At 34.8% G+C, this 21,692-nt stretch carries 19 protein-coding genes; 15 read left to right on the top strand and 4 right to left on the bottom strand.

Translation table 11 applies throughout. The annotated features are described in order from the left end of the window. The first annotated feature begins 6 nt into the window (after positions 1–6). Complete coding sequence (locus tag EDD66_RS07575) at positions 7–1,602, top strand: carbohydrate-binding domain-containing protein (protein ID WP_123608977.1); 1,596 nt, start codon at positions 7–9, stop codon at positions 1,600–1,602. A gap of 67 nt (positions 1,603–1,669) precedes the next feature. Here EDD66_RS07575 and EDD66_RS07570 read toward each other — a convergent pair whose 3' ends face one another. From EDD66_RS07570 to EDD66_RS07560, 3 genes are read right to left on the bottom strand one after another with little or no spacing between them, the layout of a single operon-like run. After that, positions 1,670–2,035 (bottom strand): desulfoferrodoxin family protein, encoded by a 366-nt coding sequence (locus EDD66_RS07570; RefSeq protein WP_334295110.1) that lies wholly within the window; start codon positions 2,033–2,035, stop codon positions 1,670–1,672. Positions 2,036–2,085: 50 nt separating this feature from the next. Next, positions 2,086–2,901 (bottom strand): family 1 encapsulin nanocompartment shell protein, encoded by an 816-nt coding sequence (locus EDD66_RS07565; RefSeq protein WP_123608975.1) that lies wholly within the window; start codon positions 2,899–2,901, stop codon positions 2,086–2,088. Between the two features lie 22 nt (positions 2,902–2,923). Then, the gene (locus EDD66_RS07560) at positions 2,924–3,289 is read right to left on the bottom strand and encodes a demethoxyubiquinone hydroxylase family protein (protein ID WP_123608974.1); all 366 of its coding nucleotides are present in this window, start codon (positions 3,287–3,289) and stop codon (positions 2,924–2,926) included. A gap of 250 nt (positions 3,290–3,539) precedes the next feature. On the opposite strand from EDD66_RS07560, the gene EDD66_RS07555 reads away from it, so the two are divergent. Then, the gene (locus EDD66_RS07555) at positions 3,540–4,163 is read left to right on the top strand and encodes a TetR/AcrR family transcriptional regulator (protein ID WP_123608973.1); all 624 of its coding nucleotides are present in this window, start codon (positions 3,540–3,542) and stop codon (positions 4,161–4,163) included. 22 nt (positions 4,164–4,185) lie between these two features. After that, positions 4,186–6,549 (top strand): PEP/pyruvate-binding domain-containing protein, encoded by a 2,364-nt coding sequence (locus EDD66_RS07550; RefSeq protein ID WP_123608972.1) that lies wholly within the window; start codon positions 4,186–4,188, stop codon positions 6,547–6,549. A gap of 107 nt (positions 6,550–6,656) precedes the next feature. Here the strand turns inward: EDD66_RS07550 and EDD66_RS07545 are convergent, their stop codons facing one another. Next, the gene (locus EDD66_RS07545; RefSeq protein ID WP_123608971.1) at positions 6,657–7,958 is read right to left on the bottom strand and encodes a LysM peptidoglycan-binding domain-containing protein; all 1,302 of its coding nucleotides are present in this window, start codon (positions 7,956–7,958) and stop codon (positions 6,657–6,659) included. 233 nt (positions 7,959–8,191) lie between these two features. Here EDD66_RS07545 and EDD66_RS07540 point away from each other — a divergent pair, with 233 nt between their 5' ends. From EDD66_RS07540 to EDD66_RS07485, 12 genes are all read left to right on the top strand, one after another. Then, the gene (locus EDD66_RS07540) at positions 8,192–9,646 is read left to right on the top strand and encodes a DEAD/DEAH box helicase (protein WP_123608970.1); all 1,455 of its coding nucleotides are present in this window, start codon (positions 8,192–8,194) and stop codon (positions 9,644–9,646) included. A gap of 246 nt (positions 9,647–9,892) precedes the next feature. Continuing rightward, positions 9,893–10,678, top strand: a complete 786-nt coding sequence (gene modA / locus EDD66_RS07535; RefSeq protein ID WP_243115326.1) for a molybdate ABC transporter substrate-binding protein — start codon at positions 9,893–9,895, stop codon at positions 10,676–10,678. A 26-nt stretch (positions 10,679–10,704) separates the two neighbouring features. After that, positions 10,705–11,376, top strand: a complete 672-nt coding sequence (gene modB, locus EDD66_RS07530; protein WP_123608969.1) for a molybdate ABC transporter permease subunit — start codon at positions 10,705–10,707, stop codon at positions 11,374–11,376. A 2-nt stretch (positions 11,377–11,378) separates the two neighbouring features. Beyond that, complete coding sequence (locus EDD66_RS07525; RefSeq protein ID WP_123608968.1) at positions 11,379–12,431, top strand: sulfate/molybdate ABC transporter ATP-binding protein; 1,053 nt, start codon at positions 11,379–11,381, stop codon at positions 12,429–12,431. A 281-nt stretch (positions 12,432–12,712) separates the two neighbouring features. After that, positions 12,713–13,534 (top strand): nitrogenase iron protein, encoded by an 822-nt coding sequence (gene nifH / locus EDD66_RS07520; RefSeq protein WP_123608967.1) that lies wholly within the window; start codon positions 12,713–12,715, stop codon positions 13,532–13,534. Positions 13,535–13,555: 21 nt separating this feature from the next. Further along, complete coding sequence (locus tag EDD66_RS07515; RefSeq protein WP_123608966.1) at positions 13,556–13,882, top strand: P-II family nitrogen regulator; 327 nt, start codon at positions 13,556–13,558, stop codon at positions 13,880–13,882. A gap of 11 nt (positions 13,883–13,893) precedes the next feature. After that, positions 13,894–14,277, top strand: coding sequence for a P-II family nitrogen regulator (locus EDD66_RS07510; protein WP_123608965.1), 384 nt, complete (start codon positions 13,894–13,896; stop codon positions 14,275–14,277). Positions 14,278–14,295: 18 nt separating this feature from the next. Beyond that, the gene (gene nifD / locus EDD66_RS07505; RefSeq protein ID WP_123608964.1) at positions 14,296–15,894 is read left to right on the top strand and encodes a nitrogenase molybdenum-iron protein alpha chain; all 1,599 of its coding nucleotides are present in this window, start codon (positions 14,296–14,298) and stop codon (positions 15,892–15,894) included. Then, positions 15,888–17,252, top strand: coding sequence for a nitrogenase component 1 (locus tag EDD66_RS07500; protein ID WP_123608963.1), 1,365 nt, complete (start codon positions 15,888–15,890; stop codon positions 17,250–17,252). Before nifD ends, EDD66_RS07500 begins: the two co-directional genes overlap by 7 nt. Positions 17,253–17,269: 17 nt before the next feature. Beyond that, positions 17,270–18,604, top strand: coding sequence for a nitrogenase iron-molybdenum cofactor biosynthesis protein NifE (gene nifE / locus EDD66_RS07495; RefSeq protein WP_207667762.1), 1,335 nt, complete (start codon positions 17,270–17,272; stop codon positions 18,602–18,604). A gap of 42 nt (positions 18,605–18,646) precedes the next feature. Beyond that, positions 18,647–21,340 (top strand): nitrogenase cofactor biosynthesis protein NifB, encoded by a 2,694-nt coding sequence (gene nifB / locus EDD66_RS07490; protein ID WP_123608961.1) that lies wholly within the window; start codon positions 18,647–18,649, stop codon positions 21,338–21,340. Between the two features lie 23 nt (positions 21,341–21,363). Continuing rightward, complete coding sequence (locus tag EDD66_RS07485; RefSeq protein ID WP_123608960.1) at positions 21,364–21,672, top strand: 2Fe-2S ferredoxin; 309 nt, start codon at positions 21,364–21,366, stop codon at positions 21,670–21,672. The last annotated feature ends 20 nt before the right edge of the window (positions 21,673–21,692 follow it).

Genomic DNA, 21,692 nt, shown 5'->3' with positions numbered 1-21,692 from the left:
TATAGAATGAAGAGGAGTTTAAAAGCTTATTTAGCAATGATAGCAATCGCAAGCATTATATTTACAGGATGCAGCTCTGATCAGAATAGTCAGGCGGAAACTGTCAAAGAGAGTGAGAGCAGTGATTTATCTGCAATAATAAATACTTCCAAGGTAGAAGTTGATACAGAATTTAGTGGCAATGATCTGGATGTAGGGTATGAAGATAGTACAGCAGCTCATATTACAATGAATGGAAGCAATGGAGAGGTGTCCGGGAATGGTGCAGTATATAAAGATGGAATATTAACGATTAGTAAGGAAGGCACTTATGTAATATCAGGTACATTAAACGATGGCCAGATCATAGTGGACGGGTCAGAATCGGATAAAGTACAGATCGTTCTTAATAATGCACAGATCAATTGCAGTGATCATGCACCTATTTATATAAAAAATGCAGATAAAGTCTTTATTACTCTAAAGGAGGGAACAAAGAATACTTTAACGGATGGAACAGAATATGTGCAGAGAGATGAGAATAACGTTGATGGTGTAATTTTTAGTAAAGCTGATCTGACCATTAATGGAGAAGGTACATTAAATATTACGGGTAACTATAAGAATGGAATTGTATCAAAAGATGATCTTATAATTACCAATGGTAATTTGAACATTACAGCAATAAAGGATACATTGAATGGAAAAGATTGTGTGAAAATTAAAGATGGTACATTTCAGTTAAGTGCTGAAACTGGAAATGGAATTCAGTCGAAAAACAGTGATGATGAAACGAAAGGTTATGTTTATATCTGCGGAGGTTCGATTACAGTTACCAGAAGCAGAGAAGGAATTGAAGGGACGGTTATCTTAATTGAAGATGGTGATATAAATATTACAGCAGAGGATGATGGATTGAATTCTGCTATAGACAGCAATGATACAGCCAGTAAAGACACAGCCGCAGGGAATGATAATGGAAAGACAGATATTCCGGTTAATAGAGAGAGAGAAGATATGGCAGAAAAACCTCCTGAAAATGTAATGAGAGAAAGATCAAATGGTTTTGGAGGTGCAGGTGGTGAATTTGCAGTAAATGAAAATTGTTATATTTCAATTACAGGAGGGAATATTGTAATAGATGCTTCGGCAGATGGGATAGACACCAATGGCTCTCTTTATATTTCTGGTGGAAATATATTTGTAAGTGGTCCTGAAAACAGTGGAAATGGAGGGCTTGATTATAATGGAACCGCAGAGATCACAGGGGGTACAGTAGTGATAGCAGGCTCTATTGGAATGGCCCAGGGATTCTCGGATACCTCCAGTCAATATTCCCTATTATATAATTTGCCGACGGTAAGTGAAGGAGAAACCGAAGTGATACTAAAAGATGAAGATGATAAAGTTGTGGTATCTTTTAAACCATCGAAAAAGTATCAGTCTGTCGTAATCAGTACTCCGGAATTGAAGAAAGATAAAACTTATACTTTTACTTCCGGAAAACAAACAGCAGAAATAAAACTTGACCAAATAGTGACCAGTAATGGTGAACAGGGAATGGGCAGACCTGGAAGAAATACTTTTAAACCAGAAAATCAAGAACAAACGAAAGACAAATAGCTTTACAGCAAAGAAAAGAGCGGTTGCATTTTTGCAATCGCTCTTTTTAAATAAAGGGAAGGTAAGGCTAGAATTCGGTTTTCCATAAACCATGCAAGTTACAATATTCATATACCGTTCCAGATTCTACCTCTGAAAATTCTGCTTTTGGAGCCATACCAGGTTGTAAATAAGTTAATTGGATCTTATCCCCAGTAACTAAAGCAATCCATTCAATATAGTGTTCTGGCAATGATGGGTGGATCACTGCACCAACAGACACTTTAATTTTACCATCTTCTTTTACTACCTCAGGAACATGTTTTTCCAATGCCCCATCAGTTGTATTGGCTTTTAATAAAGTCATTTCCTGATTACAACAAGTTAAAGTTCCGCCGCCTTCTGTTACCATAGCGACCATATTTCCACAGACCTCACAGCGATAAAATTTCACATTAGACATATTAGTTCTCTCCTTTAATTATGTATTTTGCTTGGGCAGTATTATTCAAATACTGTAATTGCTTGCTTACGTTTTATTCTAAGTAAAACGGTTTCTAATACCCGGAAACTATGATTAAAATCTTTTTGTTCTAAATATCCGGTTGCTAAATCCTGACCAATTACAAGATCCATATTTCTTTGCTCAGGACAAATAAGTGCAGCTTTTCCGGTGCCCAGAACAGAAGTGTTATACAAATTTCCTCCAACGAGATTACGAATACGTTCAATTTCTAATAGACCTGTTCCTTGTTGGATTCTTTGCAACTGGGTATATAGATCAGGGCTCATTATGAGTGCATAAGAGCCATAAATACCTTTTTGTGTAAATAGTTCTAAAGCTGAAACGATATCAGAAAATGCATTTTCACCAGTAGCCCAGTCTTTTCTTTCAATTTTATTAATACCGGATGCTGTTAACAGACCTTCATAACCATATGACTGATTGCCAAAGAAAATGAGACGATCTTCTTTTCTTGAACACTCTTCTGCGGAATAAGCAGCTCTTGATAAGTCAATGGGATAGCCAAATTGCTTACAGTTCTCTAAATCTTTTGAAAATAATGTGAAGTCATCATATATAGTAGGAATTTCTACATATTTTCTTCCTTTTGTTGTGATAAAACCATTATCATAGTTCTCATCCAGGTTTTCATAATCATCAATATGAATACTTTGTGTTCCTATACCTAATGGTCCGAATATTTTAAGAAATCGTCTGCCCACTAATGCTTTACGGGCAGTATTTATAACAGTTTCATCAATTTGATTCCATAATGCTTCTCCCAGTGGAGAACTTTCTCTTGACAAATAACTCATCTGTATGACCTCCTTTCACGGACTATTCTTTTATTAAACTTCCAACTGTTTCATTTTTTGCTTTAGGTTCTTCTCCAGGTAGACTTGTAATGCCCAGATCCTCTAACATTTCTTTTACTTCATTTTCACCGGAGACAAATAACTCTGCTTCTTTTGGATCAAGAATGCGCAATAGAGTCATTAATTCTCCAACATGAGCTTTTTCTTCATCTCGTATATCAGCGATTACCTTCTTTGCTATCTCTATATCTGTAGCCTGAACATGAGCATCATAGAGATAAATTGCTTCTAATTCTCCGGCTATGTCTAGTCGGATTGCTTGAATAAGTTCTTCTTTTGTCATCTTTCTTTCTACATTACCCTGAAATGGATTTCCAAATGCTGGCATAATTTTAACCTCCTCTTAATGTAAAATAGTAATAATTACTGTTATTGTCATTATACACTATTTTAAAATAATTGCAATAGAAAATTCAAAATGCTGGTAAAATATTATATTCCTCACTAATAAAGAATTAGAATCATTCTTTTAGAGAGAAAAAAATTAAAAAAATATAGACCAGGTTGGTCGATGGTGATATAATAGACACATAGACCATATTGGTCGATAACAAAATTCTATTCACGGAGGGAATGAAATGTTTGAAAAGTTCTATGCTTTAGATGTAGATAAACAAAAAAGAATATTGAATGCGGCGATGAAAGAGTTTGATCAAAAAGGGTATAAGAATGCTTCCACGAACGAGATTGTAAAAGATGCCAATATTGGGAAGGGAATGCTATTTCATTATTTTAAAAGTAAGAAAGATTTATTTTTATTCTTATATGATTATACATTAGATATTTTAATGAATGAATTCTATGAAAAAATTAATTTAAATGAAAGGGATATCTTAAAAAGATTACGTCAAGTAATTGTAATCAAATTTAATTTAATAAACAGACATCCTGATATGTTAAATTTTATTAAATCTGCCTATTTTGATAATTCTGATGAAATAAAAGAGGATTTGGAACTTAGAAATAGCGATTATATCACAATCGGCAATGACAAAGTATTAGATAATGTAGATATTTCTAAATTTAAAGAGGGTATTGATATAGAAAGAGTGATTCATACCATCATGTGGACTTTTGAAGGGGTCTCTTCCAGAGAGAGGGAAAAATTAAAGAAGATTTCATTGAATGAACTAAACTATAATAATTTACTGACAGAATTAGATGCTTATATAGAATTGTTTAGAGAGAGTTTTTATAAGTGATAATTTAGGAGGAATGTTAAGTATGAGAGCAATGGTAAAAAGTTTCAAAAGTTTGACAGTGGATGAAAGAGTATTGGCAGGTGGGAAAGGAGGAATGCTTGCAAAGATGTATCAGGATGGATATCCAGTGCCTGATGGCTTTGTAGTTTTACCGTCTGCTTTTTATGAAGATAAATTAAATGATAAAGCATGGGAGGAAATCATATTTCTATTAAAGGATATTAGAAGTAAAAATCCAGGTTCCCTGTTTGCTGTCCGATCCTCTGCATTGAGTGAAGACTCAGCAAGTGCCTCCTTTGCAGGAGAATTTGAAACTGTTCTTAATGTTGGTACGGATGAAGAAATAAAAAAGGCAATCTATAGTGTGTTTCATTCGAAAGAGTCAGAGAGAGTGAAAGCATATAGTTCTGTTCAGGGAATAGATGGATCACATCAGATAGCTGTAGTTATAATGTTAATGGTTCCAGCAGAAATATCGGGTGTACTTTTTACTGCAGATCCAATTACAGGCAGTCATGTAAATATGATGGGAAATTATGTATATGGATTAGGAGAACAGCTTGTATCAGGGGAAGCAAATGCATATCCTTTCAAATTGTATAGGCCAAAAGGGAAATATGAAGGACCAAAAGATTTTAAACAATATGCTTCCTATTTATATAAATACTCTTCTAAACTTGTGAAAGAATTAGGGTGTCAGCAGGATATAGAATGGGCAGTAGCAAAAGGGAAATTATATATTCTACAGGCAAGGCCCATTACTACTCTAAAATCCGGTAATTTAGAATCCTATGAGATGAATGATTCCCTGGATGGAGATTATCTTTGGATAAATACCAATATAGGTGAAGCCATGGCAGATGTCTTTACTCCCCTAAGTTGGTCCGTGATACGAGCTTTAGATGAGGAACAGCTAATTATTCCTAATTATTATTTGTTTTCAGGAAATATCAGTGGAAGAATGTATTCTAATGTAAATATGGCATTATCAATGTATCCTGCTTTTGGGATAGATTATAAATCAACACTTAAAAAAATGAATGATATCTTTGGTGAGATGCCAACAGGCATAGATATACCGATTTATCCATTTTCAGGATTGGAATTAATAAAGAAAATGATACCAAGAATGAAATATACTATGAAATGGTCAAAAGAGGTCAATAAAATGATGCCTCGTTATATTGAGGATACACCAAAATGGTGCCAATCTATGAAAAAATCCATTGAGCAGGTTAATGAAAAAGATGAATTACTGAATTTATGGAAAAAGGAACTTTGGCCGTACAATTGTAAAGCATTGTGGGTGGGTCGATATGCTCCCCGTAAAAAATTGATGGGCTTATTTAAGCTGAACGAGGAACTGCCAAAACTTTTAGGGAAAGAAGATGCAAACACTTTACTATCCAATCTAAGAGGCAGTGGAAATCTAGAAAGTCTGGGACCAGTCATTGGAATATCCAGGATTATTAAAGGTGAAATGAGCAAAGAAGAATATTTAGCAAAGTATGGACATCGTGGCCCTCACGAATTTGAGTTATCTATACCAGACCCTTTAGAAAATAAGATGTGGCTGGATAAGCAGATTAAAGAAAGTATAAAGGCAGGTATAGATGCAGAAAGCCTTTTAAAGAAGCAGGCAGATCAATATGAAATAACATTGAAAAAATTAGAAGAATATTATCCTGAAAAAGCAAAAAGAATTAAAAAGCAGATAGCAGAAGCATCCGAAGGTAGTTATATAAGAGAAGCAGTTCGCTCAGAGTGGACTAGAGTAATTAGAGTGAACAGAACGTTTGCTCTTAAGGCAGGAGAGTTAACCGGTATTGGAGAAGATGTGTTTTTCTTGTATATTAATGAAGTTCTGGATCTATTAGCAGGAGAGGATTCTGCTTTAGAATACATTAGTGCTAGAAAAAGGAATTTTGAAAAATATAAGGCTTTACCGACACTTCCATCCGTTATAAAAGGGCGTATTGATCCTTTTAAGTGGGTAAAAGAACCATATAAGCGAGTAGATTATTATGATTCTGCCACACCTCTTGCTCCAATAATAAAAGAAGCGGAAATACTGAATGGTTTTGCTGGAGCAGCAGGTAAAATTGAGGGATTTGTAAGAATTCTGGCCAACCCTGAAGAAGGCTATTTATTGCAGCCAGGTGAAATACTAGTTGCCTCCACTACTAATATAGGATGGACTCCTATCTTCCCTAAAGCAGCAGCTATTATTACTGATATTGGAGCACCATTATCTCATGCAGCTATTGTTGCCAGAGAGTTGGGGATACCAGCAGTAGTAGGATGCGGGAATGCAACAACAGTATTAAAAACTGGACAAAAGGTAATCGTAGATGGAGGACATGGAATGATACAGATATTAAAGTAAAATGTAAAGAGAATATTGTATGGTATAAGAAATATTTTGAAATTTAATGGGGATAAGATATCACAAAGGAGGAAAAATTTTCTTGGGTGACATCTTATCCCGGTATCTTATAATAATGTTTCTATTTTTTCTATTTCATATTGGGTATTGATTATGAACCACATTTGTGTAAAGAATGTCATAACATTCCAGACTCCAATTCCTGGGAAGCCATAAATAGGGACTAAATCAGTTAAAGCTTTTATACTTCTTGCATCTTTAAACCACACAATATGTTGAGTAGGTTCTCCTCTGTTAGTTTCTGTATAGTAAAAATAAGGGGCCTGGGCAGTTTCATCATATAAGATTGTTGCACCCTCTGCAACTGCTAATTCTATGGCAGCAGTGCTGCTAAGAGAATATGCTCTGGAAACACCTTGAATATGTGGAAGCTGCCAGTCATACCCGATAATTGGGATTCCCAAGGTGATTTTTTCAGGAGGTATCTGGGTTACTGCAAAGTCCAGCAATACCTGAACCACATTTATAGGTGTCACGGCTGCAGGAGGTCCAAAGGAGCTTCCCCATTCGTATGAAATGAGCAGTAAGCCATTCGCTGCCTGCCCCAGTCCTTTATAATCAATACTTTCATATATCGTTATGGTTCCATCCTCTAATGTTTTGGGGGTTAATGTAACAATCACCTGAAATCCTTCATTATTTAAACGATTTGTTATTTTCTCGGTAAAGTCTACAAATAGTTGTCTATCTTCAATGAGTATATATTGAGAGTCTATATTCAATCCATAATAACCTTTTGCCTTCAAAATAGTTAGTATATTATCGATGAATTTATCCTGTAATTCCTGGTCATTAAGTATGGTATGTGTCACTTCGCTGCTAAAAATTCCGTCCTCAGTCAATGCAGTGATCAGCATTAAAGGTGCTACCTTATATTCTTTTGCCAGCTGAATAATTTCCATATCATCTATGTCGATGATTTCTCCCTCAACGGTGACCCGATAATTAAATATAGTAATGTAGGTTAAAAAGGGTAATGTTTTTTTTAGAATATCTCTATTAATGAAAGGATAAGTATATCCATTGGTTGAGATATTCCTGATTTTTTCATCTTCATAGCTGATAACCAGGGATTCTCCTGTATAAATAAATTCTCTATTGATAAGATAAGGATTGTTCCTTAGCAATTGCATCAAAGTGATATTATGATCATAAGCTATACTTTGCAGAGTATCCCCTTCTCTAACAGTATAAATCTCTTTGGGATATACGATTACAATGGTCTGCCCAACTGCTAATTCATTGGGGCTGGTTAATCCATTATCTTGAATTAATCGCGATGATGATATTCCATAAGATGTAGAGATTGAGTAGAGTGTTTCTCCTGATTGCACCACATGTATAATCATTTAAATCCCCAATGTTATTATTAATATTAATATTATTATTATTATATGATAAGTGTTATTGAATGGTTCAAAAGATATAAGGTAAGGAAGGATATACTTAAAGTATTAATATATACCTTTGCATAATTGGAGAAGATACTATATGATAATATAAGTTTATGTAAAATGAGATATGATTTAGAAATAAATTGGGAATTTAGCAATAGGATACTAAGAGAGGACATAGATAATATATGACAAAAATTAGTTTTACTAATTATTTATTAAGTACAGAAACTACAAATGCATTAAATGATTTAGGATATAAAGAGCCCACGAATGTTCAAGATAAAGTTATTCCACTTATGTTAGCAAAGAAAGATCTCGTAGTGAAATCACAAACAGGCAGCGGAAAAACAGCAGCTTATGGCATACCCATATGTGAATTAGTGGATTGGAAGGAAAATAAGCCCCAGGCATTAGTTTTAACACCGACAAGGGAACTTGCGTATCAGGTAAAAGAGGATTTTATAAATATAGGAAGGTATAAACGTATAAAAGCAGCAGCTATATTTGGCCGACAACCTTTTTCGGCACAAAAATTAGAACTTAAGCAAAAAACTCATGTAGTAGTCGGGACCCCAGGACGAGTAATAGATCATATAGAGAGAGGATCTATTGCCTTAGAGAAAATTGATTTCCTTGTGATTGATGAAGCGGATAAAATGCTTAATATGGGATTTATCGAACAAGTTGAAGCCATTATCTCACATCTGCCCAAGGAGAGAGTAACATGTATTTTTTCCGCTACATTACCAGAAAGAATTAAAAAGTTAACCCAGTATTATATGAATACACCTCTTAATGTAGAGATCAACGGGACGGACCTTATTACGGATAATATTGAACATTCCTTATATAGAGTGAGTGAAGTCAATAAGCTTTCTTTACTGACGGATATAACAGTAATTCAAAATCCGGATAGCTGTATTATATTTTGCAATACAAAAGACCGGGTAGATAATGTATACAATGAATTAAAAGCTGCTGGTTATAGCTGCAATAAGCTTCATGGAGGTATGGAACAAAAGGATCGGCTTAAGATTATGAAGGCCTTTAAGAGAGGAGAATTTCGCTATCTTATTGCTACTGATGTAGCGGCCAGAGGAATTGACATTGATAATATTTCTCTCGTAATTAATTATGAAATTTCAATGGAGAAAGAAAATTACGTCCATCGCATTGGCAGGACAGGGAGAGCCGGCAGGGAAGGAAGAGCGATCACTTTTGTTACCACAAAAGAAGAAAGGTATCTTCATGATATTGAAGAATATATTGGATTTGATATTCCTGTCATGTCAATACCTTTAGAAGAAGAAGTCTTAGATAAAAAATCAGATTTTAAAGCGAAAATGAAGGTACTGCCAACGATTCGAAAACTAAAAAGCGAACAATTGAATAAGAAAATTATGAAATTATATTTTAATGGCGGTAAGAAAAAGAATCTTAGAGCAATAGATTTTGTGGGAACGATAGCTAAAATAGAGGGAGTAACAGCCGAGGATATTGGTATTATTACGATTATGGATACTATGACCTATGTTGAGATACTCAATGGAAAAGGAGAACTCGTATTAAAAACCATGAAAGAGACTACAATAAAAGGTAAGATGTTAAAAATTTCAAAAGCAAAAAAAATCACAAAGTAATCTTCATTTTATAAATTTAAATACTATAAATAATTATATAAAATATGAAAAATAAAATAATATTGACATGGCATTATAGTATAAGTTATTATGAAACGCAATATAAACAAGTAGCAATAAAAATTATTATAATTGTATAAATATTATGATTAATATAGTCCTTGACAAAGGCGTCTCAGATATACATTCTAAGGCGCTTTTTGCTTGTAAAAAGGCAAAAACAGGACTGGTGGAAGGATATTTAAGATGATTAGAAAGAGAATGCAATTAATAGTTACAGTATCGATAATTGCCATAATTTTATTAGGTTGCAGGAGGGAACGTCTAAATGACGATCAAGAAGATACTGATATACTTATTGCAGCAGCAGTAAGTCTTCAAAAAATCATGGATGAGATACAAATTAAGTATCATGAAAACCATCCCCAAATTAATATGACTTTTACTTATGGAAGTTCCGGCTCTTTAGAACAACAGATCGAGCAGGGAGCTCCTGTTGATGTGTTTATCTCAGCAGCCCAAAAGCAAATGGATATGCTTAAAGATAAAAATCTAATTATTGATAATACACTAATCAATGTTTTGGAAAACAAAGTAATATTGATCGTGCCTAAATCCAGTGATTTAGAAATAACAGGTTTTGAAGATATTTTAAAGGCATCTAAAATAGCACTTGGGGACCCGGATACAGTACCTGCAGGCCAATATGCAAAGGAAATATTTACATATTTAAATATATTAGATGCTGTAAAGGAGAAAACCACCTATGGTAAAGATGTGGCAGAAGTATTTACATGGGTAAGTACAGGAAATGCAGATGCAGGTGTGGTATATGAAACAGATGCATTGTCAAATGATGATGTAAAAATAGTGGCAAAGGCACCAGAAGGAAGCCACAGTAAAATCATATATCCCGCTGCTGTAATAAAAAATACAAAAGAAGAAAAGGCGGCCAAACAATTTTTAGAATATCTTCAATCCAAGGAAGCCAGAGAAATATTTGAGAAACATGGATTTACCCCCATTGAATAGAGCTTGATTAGGAGGGAAGTATAAATATGGATTTTTCACCTTTATATATTTCTATGAAGACAGCAATATTCTCAACCTTAATAACGTTTTTATTAGGAATCTTTGCTGCAAGAAAAGTTATGAATATGAATGAAAAAATATCGTGGTTTTTCGATGAATTATTTACTCTCCCATTAGTTCTTCCACCAACAGTAGCTGGATTTCTTTTGCTTATTATCTTTGGAAAGAACGGAATGATAGGAAAGGTATTTGAAAAGATAGGAGTAGAGATTGTATTTACATGGGAGGCAACAGTGCTTGCGGCAGTAGTAATCTCATTTCCACTAATGTACCGTTCTGCAAAAGGCGCTTTTGAACAAGTGGATTTAAATCTTATTTATGCAGGGAGGACATTAGGTATCTCAGAGTTTAAGATATTCTGTAAAATTGTTATGCCATTAGCTTTACCAGGAATTGTATCTGGTGGAATTTTAGCATTTGCCAGAGCTTTGGGGGAATTTGGCGCAACCATAATGATAGCTGGGAATATTCCAGGGATAACACAAACAATGCCAGTAGCTATTTATATGGCTGTGCAGGGAAATAATATGGAAGTGGCTGCGATGTGGGTTGGAATTATTATTGTAATCGCATTTTTGGCAATCATTCTTATGAATTTCGTTACCCATAAAAATAGATCCTACATAAAGAAGGGATAGAAATGAGTCTGTATGTTGACATTAAAAAGAAATATAAAGGTTTTGATCTTGACGTAAGTTTGGAGAATAAGGGGCAAAGATTAGGAATCCTTGGAGCATCCGGCTGTGGGAAAAGTCTCACTTTAAAATGCATTGCAGGAATTGAAAAACCAGATGAAGGAAAAATCGTTTTAAACCAGAAAGTACTTTTTGATTCAAGTAATAGAATTAACCTTCGGCCTCAAAAAAGGAAAGTAGGATATATGTTTCAAAATTATGCCCTTTTTCCGAATATGACAGTGGCGAAGAATATTGAAATAGGAATTGAAAGGACTAGAGATAAGCATCATATTGTAGAAAAAATGATAAATTTATTTCAACTGGATGGTTTGGAAAACAGATATCCTTATAGTCTGTCAGGAGGACAGCAGCAAAGAGTGGCATTAGCAAGGATTCTTGCTTTTGAACCAGAGGTTCTCTTATTAGATGAGCCATTTTCAGCTATGGATTCTTATCTAAAGGAGCAGTTGCAGCAGGAACTCCTGGAGGTATTAAAAAAATATGAGGTTGATACACTAATCGTCTCCCATAGTAGAGATGAGATTTATAAATTATGCAATAACATGGCTATTATTGAGAAAGGAAAAATGATTGAGTTGGGAAATACGAAAGATATCTTTTATAATCCTATCAATGCTGCAACGGCAAGGTTAACAGGTTGTAAGAATATATCAAAAGCTTATAAAATATCTGATTTTGAAGTGGCTGCATTGAATTGGAATATTGTTTTAAAGACGAAGAAAAAAGTTACAGAGGATATTACATATGTGGGCATTAGAGCACATGATATAAGATGTGGAGACCCTTTGGTAATGGAGAATACAATGCAGGTAACTTGTGTAGGAATCACTGAAACACCATTTGAATGGAATGTACTATTACATAATAGGGATGAATCCAGTTTTGGAAAGAATATATGGTGGAAGATAACGAAAGGTTATTGGAAAGAAATATTAAAAGAAAAGGCACCAAACCGTATATCATTTCCCAGTGAGAAATTAGTTCTTCTAAAATAAGGAAGGAAAGCAGACAACTCTAAAAGAAACGCCACAATATCAGATAAAAGAAAGCAAAATAAGATATTAGTAAAAAATGTTCAAAAAAATACATTGTTTTTATTTAATATTTGACAATTCGATGTATTGTATAAAAAATCCAATGATGATAGAATTTGAGCCATAGAAATTGCTAGCACTCTATTAGACAGAGACGTCGTTACTTATTAAGAATAAGTAGTGGCGTCTTTTCACTTTATAGTAAGTGGATAATGTGAAAATCAGAAAAGGGAGGAATTTATATGAGACAGGTAGCTATTTACGGAAAAGGTGGAATAGGAAAATCCACTACAACTCAAAATCTTACAGCAGGATTAGGAGAGATGGGTAAGAATATTATGATTGTTGGATGCGATCCTAAGGCGGATTCAACCAGGCTTATTCTTGGGGGATTAGCTCAAAAGACAGTACTTGATACTCTTCGGGAAGAGGGAGAAGATATTGATCTTGATTTTATTATGAAAGAGGGTTTTGCAGGTATCAAATGTGTGGAATCCGGTGGTCCGGAACCAGGTGTTGGATGTGCAGGACGTGGCATTATTACATCTATTAATATGTTAGAGCAGCTTGGAGCATATACCGATGATCTGGATTATGTATTTTATGATGTACTTGGTGATGTTGTCTGTGGTGGTTTTGCAATGCCAATCAGGGAAGGTAAAGCACAGGAGATATATATTGTTGCATCAGGTGAAATGATGGCATTATATGCGGCAAATAATATCTCCAAAGGGATTCAGAAATACGCATCCTCTGGTGGTGTCAGACTTGGAGGCATTATATGTAATTCAAGAAAAGTGGATGGCGAAGCAGAGCTTGTAGAAGCATTTGCAAAGGAACTTGGCACTCAGATGATCCATTTTGTACCGAGAGATAACATGGTTCAAAGAGCTGAAATTAATAAAAAGACAGTTATTAATTTTGACCCGGATGCTGCTCAGGCAGATGAATACAGGGCATTGGCACAAAAAATTGATGGAAATGATATGTTTGTAATACCGAAACCAATGAAACAAGAAAGACTGGAAGAGATTCTTATGGAACATGGATTAATGGATATTTAAAAATTATATGGAGGTGGTTTTATGTTATTGATTAGAGCAATCATCAGACCGGAAAAAGTAGGTATAGTTCTTTCCGAATTATTATCCGCAGGGTTTCCGGCAGTAACTAAAATGGATGTATATGGACGTGGGAAACAAAAAGGAGTAAAGGTTGGAGAAATTTTCTATGATGAGATTCCGAAAGAAATGTTATTGATGGTTATAGAAGATGCTGATAAAGAAGATGTAGTGAAGATTATAATAAAATATTCCAGAACTGGTGAAAGTGGAAATTTTGGTGATGGTAGAATTTTTGTAAGTCCGGTAGAAGAAGCCTATACCATAAGCACCAAGAAAAAAGGTCTTTAGGAGGGATGAGTATGAAAGAAGTTATGGCAATTGTCAGACAGAATAAAGTGAATGCGACAAAAAAGGCTTTATTAGAAGCAGGAATTCCAGCATTTACTTGTAGAAAAGTTTTAGGAAGAGGAAAAAAGTTACTTGATATGACCATGTTATCCTCTTTTGTGGAATCTGGAGAAATCCCCTTATCTCCTGTGGGTGAATATCTTACTGAGATGAATCGGTTGATACCTAAGAGAGCATTTACTTTAATCATTGAAGATGAAGATGTTTATAAAGCGATAGATACGATTATGGATACCAATTCCACAGGAAATCCAGGGGATGGAAAGATATTTGTTTTACCAGTATATGAAAATTATCAGGTTAGAAGCGGAGATAATAGTAAAGATGCTTATTAGATATGGGAGGTGATTGTTATGAGTGTAATGGAAAAAGTACTGGATCAGTATAGCTCCAGAGTATATAAAAATCGAAAAGAACATATGGTGACCGTAAATGATAACGATAATAATAATCAGATTGCAGCTAATGTTCGTACAATACCAGGAATCATGACCCATCGTGGATGTTGCTATGCAGGATGTAAAGGTGTTGTACTTGGCCCGATTAAAGATGCTTTGCAGATTGTGCATGGTCCAATTGGATGTTCCTTTTATGCATGGGGCACCAGACGGCATAAAGGGAAAAAAGAAGAAGGGGCAGATCATTATCTGGAATATTGTTTTTCCACAGATATGCAAGAATCTGATGTTGTATTCGGTGGTGAAAAGAAATTGAAGAAAGCTATTGAAGAAGCAATGGATTTATTCCATCCTTCCACAATATTAATCTGTTCTACATGTCCAGTAGGATTAATCGGAGATGATATTCATGCTGTTGCAAAATGGGCAGAAGGAGAGTTTGGTATTAAATGTATTGCATTTAGTTGTGAGGGATATAAAGGAGTAAGTCAATCAGCTGGACATCATATTGCAAATAACCAATTAATGAGATTTGTAATTGGTGAAGGTGACAGGGAAATAAAAAATAAATTTTCTGTAAATATTCTTGGTGAGTATAATATTGGAGGGGATGGTTGGGAGACAGAACGAATTTTAAGAAGAATTGGTTATGAAATAGTATCTACCTTTACAGGTGACAGTAAAATAGATGATTTAAAGAATGCCCATCAGGCAAATTTAAGTTTAGTACAATGTCATCGTTCTATTAATTATATTGCAGAAATGCTTGAAGCGAAATATGGAGTTCAATGGTTAAAGGTCAATTTTATAGGTGTAAAGGGAACCATTAAATCTCTTAGAAACATAGCAAAATTTTTTAATGACAAAGAACTGATAGCCAGAACGGAAGAGGTAATTGCAGATGAATTAAGCCTTATTCAGGATGACATGGAATATTATAAGAGCAAATTAAAAGGGAAAAAGGCGGCTCTTTATGCCGGAGGCTCCAGATCACACCATTATCAGGTTCTTCTAAAAGATTTGGGAATTCAGACTATATTAGCTGGATACGAATTTGCCCATAGGGATGATTATGAAGGCAGGGAAGTTTTGCCATTCATTAAAGTGGATGCAGACAGTAAGAATATTGAGTCATTAACAGTAGAACCAGACACAAATAAATACCATCTTTATTTATCGGAAGACGATGTAAATAAATTAAAAGAAGAAAAATTTCTCGATTATTATGAGGGATTAGTAAAAGAAATGCAAGATGGAACATATATCATTGATGACCTGAATCATTATGAAACAGAAGAATTTCTCAGAGTTTTAAAACCAGATATTTTCTTTTCTGGAATCAAAGATAAATTTGTTTCTCAGAAAGCTGGAATCTTATCAAGACAGATACATTCATATGATTACAGCGGGCCGTATGCAGGTTTTCGTGGAGCAGTAAACTTTGCAAGAGATGTTACGATGGGGATCTATACTCCTGCATGGAGTTATGTAAAAGCACCCTGGAAATTAGCACCTGTCTTAGAGGGAACTTTAGGAGGTGAAAAGGCATGTTAAATTATACAAAGAAAGAAAAATATGACAGGAGTGCGCTTAGAGTGAATCCAGCAAAGACCTGTCAGCCTGTTGGAGCTATGTATGCGGCACTTGGAGTACATGAATGTATGCCTCATAGTCACGGTTCACAAGGTTGCTGCGCTTTCCACAGAATGTTTTTAACGAGACATTTTAAAGATCCGGCAATGGCATCTTCTAGTTCGTTTACAGAAGGATCTTCCGTATTTGGTGGTGGCAGTAACTTAAAGACAGCAGCAAAAAATATATTTGATATATATAATCCTAAGATTATCGCAGTACATACGACCTGTTTGTCAGAGACCATTGGGGATGACTTAAATGCAATAATACAGGATATTGAACTTCCAGAAGGGAAATATATGGTTCATACGAATACTCCTAGCTATAAAGGCTCCCATATTACAGGCTTTAGTAATATGGTTTCAGGATTTATAAAATATCTTTCTGTTTCTTCAGAAAAAAAGAATGGGAAAGTAACAATTATACCAGGCTTTGTAAATCCGGGAGATATGAGGGAAATGAAGAAAATTGCTGATAAAATGGGTATTTCTTATACCATGCTTCCAGATACAAGTGGTGTTATGGATAGTCCAATGACAGGTAAATTTGAAATGTTTCCTAAAGGAGGTACCACCGTAGAAGAAATTATAGAACTTGGTGATTCAGAAAGTATATTAGCCCTTGGGAAAGCAGCCAGTGAATTACCTGCTGTGACTTTGGAAAAGAAATGTAATGTGCCATATAAGACATTATCCCTCCCTATCGGAATCAATAATACGGATAATTATATTATGACTTTACAAGGACTGTCAAAAAAAGCAGTGCCGTATATGCTAGAAGAAGAGCGTGGACAATTGATTGATATTTTGATTGATATTCATCCTTATACCTATAATAAGAAAGTTGCTATTTTTGGGGATCCGGATACGGTCCTTGGAATTGGCGAATTTGTATTAGAAATGGGAATGATTCCTTCTTATTTAGTAACAGGAACTCCAGGAGATGGATTTGAAACTGAGGCGGAAAGTTTATTTCATAAATTTGGAATGGAAGGATGTAGGGCAAAATCATCAGGAGATTTATATGAATTACATCAATGGATAAAAGAAGAGAGTGTTGATTTACTTATTGGGAGCACTCATGGTAAATATATTGCAAGAGCCGAAGATATCCCATTTGTAAGAGCAGGTTTTCCTATTGTAGACCGCTATGTGCATTCTTATATGCCAATTGTGGGATATAAAGGAGGGATGAGATTAGCGGAATTGATTGTTAATGCTCTCATGGATAGGCAGGATAGAGATTGTGCAGAAGAAGATTTTGAATTAATAATGTAAAGAGTGGAGTGGATTCTATGGGTAACGCAAGTGTTTTAGAAGAAAGAAAAGATTTTATCTTACATAAGCAGGAAGGATGTACTGGCAATGGTATAAAATGTGATATGGACAGTATATCAGGAGCTGTAAGCCAGAGAGCCTGTGTATACTGTGGTGCAAGAGTAGTACTGAATCCTATTACAGATGCGTTCCATATAGTCCATGGACCCATAGGCTGTGCCAGTTATACATGGGATATCAGAGGCAGTCTCACAAGTGGGGATGATTTGTACCGTAACAGTTTTTCCACAGATTTAAGAGAACGGGATGTGATCTTTGGAGGAGAGCAGAAATTAATTGCTGCCATTGAAGAGATAGCAAAGAAGTTTCACCCAAAATTAATTTTTGTATATGCTACCTGCATTGTGGGAGTTATTGGAGATGATGTGGAAGCTGTCTGTAAAAGAATGTCCTTAAAGTATGGAATCAGAGTAATTCCAGTGAAATCACCTGGATTTGCCGGTAATAAGTCTGTAGGTTATAAGATGGCATGTAATGCCATCATGGAGCTGATTGCAATTCACAAACCGGCCAAAAGAAAAGGAGTTAATATATTGGGTGATTTTAACTTGGCAGGTGAAATATGGATCATTAAAGATTACCTTCATAAGATAGGAATACCCGTTATATCTACTATTACCGGAGATGCAAGTTATAACAATTTAATTGAAGCACCAGCAGCAACTCTAAATATTGTCCAGTGCGCAGGATCGAGTACTTATCTGGCGAAAAGAATGGAAGAAGAGATGGGAATTCCTTATATTAAAGTAAGTTTTTTTGGAATCGAAGATACCACCAATTCTCTTATAGGAATTGCCAAGACCATGAAAGATGAGGCGGCAAAAGAGAGGGCACTTCAATTTACCAAAGAAGAGACTAAGAAACTAGAGCCTTTTCTAGCTCATTACAAGGGAAAATTAAAAGGGAAAAAAGCAGCAATCTACGTGGGTGGCGGCTTTAAAGCGATTTCATTAATTCGCCAGTTTAAAACTCTTGGAATGGAAACTGTAGTTGTTGGAACTCAGACAGGGAAAAAGGAGGATTATGAGATCATAGAAAGTATAGTTAACAAAGATACGGTAATTCTTGACGATGCCAATCCCGCCGAATTAGAGAAATATATAAAAGAAAAGAGAGCTGATATCTTAGTAGGCGGAGTAAAAGAAAGACCATTAGCGTATAAACTTGGAGTTGCTTTCTGTGATCATAATCATGAAAGAAAGCATCCACTGAGCGGTTTTGATGGAGTAATTAATTTTGTGAAAGAAATAAATAGGAGTGTCAACAGTCCGGTATGGAAATATATTCATTAAGTGAATTGTGTATTCGGTAATTGTCTACAGAAAGGAGGTTGTATGAGAGGAACATTGGTTAATTTAAACGTAAATCCTTGTAAAATGTGTATGCCTATGGGAGCGGTTACTGCTTTTTATGGGATACAAAAATGTATATCTATTCTCCATGGCTCCCAAGGGTGTAGTACTTATATAAGAAGGCATATGGCTACTCATTATAATGAGCCAGTAGATATTGCTTCTTCCTCGTTAACAGAAGAAGGAACAGTATATGGAGGCGAAAAGAATCTTATTATGGGTCTTAAAAATTTAATTCAAGTGTATGAACCAGAAGTCATCGGAGTAATTACAACCTGTCTTGCTGAAACCATAGGAGAAGATATTGTACGAATGATTGATAAATTCTATTATTGCAATCCAGAATATCAGAAGATAAAAATTATTCCAGTATTATCTGCCGGTTATGAGGGGACTCAATTTGAAGGGTATATGAAAGCTTTATATGAAATTGTAAAATCTACTAAGATGGATACAAGAAAGAATAATAAAGTTAATATAATTACCAGTATCCTTTCTCCTGGAGATGCAAGGTATTTAAAAGAATTGTTAGAAAGTTTTTCTATAGATTACATATTACTTCCCGATTTGTCAGAAAATCTGGATGGAGTTCATAGTCACATTTATCAGAAACTTCCTGAATATGGAACATCTATGAAAGATATTAAAAGGATGGCAGGAGCAAAATTCACTCTTGAATTATCAAGTTTCACTAATGAAAACCCTTCTGTGGCAGAGTATTTATATGAGCAATATCAGGTTCCTTATAAGAAGTTAAATCTTCCGGTTAGTTTAAGAGATAATGATATTTTACTTGAAATATTATCAGAAATATCAGGGAAAGAAACATTAGAGAAGATACAAAAAGAACGGGGGCGATTCCTGGATGCAATGGTAGATTCTCATAAATATAATGGCGAGGCAAAAGCTGCCATTTACGGGGAACCAGATTTTGTATACAGTACAGTACGTTTATGTGTGGAAAACGGTATTATGCCATTGATTGCTGCTACTGGTTCTAAAAGCGAGAAACTTAAGGAAATGATAAAAAAAGAAATTGGAGAAATTGCAGATTATCAATTGATTGATCGCTATGAAATCTTAGATGACGTAGACTTTGGGACTATTGAAGAACTGGCAAGGGAATTGAATGTAAATATATTAATTGGTAATTCTGATGGAAGAAGAATAGCAGAAAAATTAAAGATTGACCTTGTACGAAGAAGTTTTCCAATTCACGATCGTGTTGGAGGCCAAAGAGTACGTACCATTGGATACGAAGGTGCTCTTATCTTTTTAGATGAAATATCTAATGCAATATTGGCAAAGAAAGAGGCTGGTTTTCGAGAAGAATTATATCATAAGTATTATAAGGGCAGTATCATCAATCTGAAAGAAGTGGATCAGATCAATCAGGAGATGAATTCACAAAAGGAAATATCCCCCAAATATAAAACGATTGCTGATAAGACGGATACCCATCCTTGTTACAATTGTGGTGCACATAATTATGCCAGAATGCATCTTCCCATTGCACCAAAATGTAATATCAGCTGCAACTACTGTGTTAGAAAATATGATTGTCCCAATGAAAGCAGACCGGGAGTTACTACAAAGATACTAACTCCAGAAGAAGCTTGTGAAAAATATTTGGAAGTGAAGGAGAGAGTACCTAACCTGTCTGTAATAGGAATTGCTGGACCAGGGGATGCCTTAGCTAATTTTGAAGAAACAAAAAAGACATTAGAATACATACGTAATGAAGATAAAGATATCACATTTTGTTTATCTACCAATGGATTAATGCTTCCACAATATGCTAATGAACTAATTGAATTAGGGGTATCCCATGTGACTGTGACCATGAATGCGGTGGAACCTAAATTAGGAGCTAAAATATATAAATATGTAGACTATATGGGGGTACGTTATTTCGGAGAAATAGCAGCGGCCATTCTTATGACAAATCAGCTCTCTGGTATTAAGATGCTTACCTCAAAAGGAATCATATGCAAAGTCAATATTGTAATGATTAAAGGAATCAATGACAATCACATACCGGAAGTGGTAAATAAAGTGAAAAAAATTGGTGCCACAATTACTAATATTATGCGGTTGATTCCAGTTCAGGGAAGTGAATTTGAATCTCTCCCATTAGTAAATAATAAAGAAATTATGGCAATGCGTAAACAATGTGAAGAAATCCTGCCTCAGATGTATCATTGTAAACAATGTCGTGCAGATGCAATCGGAACATTAGGGAATGATATATCCATTGAATATAGTAAATGCCATAATTCAGAGAAAGTAAGAGATATACCTAAACAGAATTTAAATGATTCTTCGATTAGAGTCGCGGTAACTACGAAAAGTGGGATTAATGTGGATCAGCATTTTGGTCAGGTAACAGAATTATATATATATGAATATTACCAAGGAAATGCGGTATTATTGGAGAAGAGAAAAATTGATAAATATTGTACTGGTAATGAAGAATGTGGTGATCATGAGGATAAAATAGCTATGATAATTCATTCAATAGGAGACTGCGTGGCAGTAATTACTATGAGAATTGGAGAAGCACCAAAGAGAAAACTAAAAGAAAAGGGTATTCAGGTTTTTACAACCTACGATAGAATAGAGGATTCTGTGAAAAAGGTGATATCTAATTTTTCAGATTATAAAAAGATCGGCTAATTCTATTTTAAGGAGGGAAATTCATGGTAGAGCTAAAGCATCATATTTTTGTCTGCACTAGTTGTAGAATAAATGGACAGCAAAAGGGTTATTGCTTTTCAAAAGAATCAGTGGGTATCATTCAGAGATTTATGGAAGAGATAGAAGACAGAGATTTATCAGGAGAAATAATGATAACAAATACAGGGTGTTTTGGTATATGTGAGAAAGGGCCTGTTGTAGTTGTTTATCCAGAAGGTATATGGTATGGCAATGTTAGTATAGATGATATTGAAAAGATAGTAGAACAGCATATTGAAGGAGGAAATGTTGTTAATGAATTATTATTATAGTTTATTCTGAGGGAGTTGGT

It is taken from the genome of Mobilisporobacter senegalensis (assembly GCF_003752155.1).
Classification (GTDB): domain Bacteria; phylum Bacillota; class Clostridia; order Lachnospirales; family Lachnospiraceae; genus Mobilisporobacter; species Mobilisporobacter senegalensis.
The sequence above is the reverse complement of the archived record's forward strand: the minus strand, read 5'-3'. Positions and strand labels throughout refer to the sequence as shown.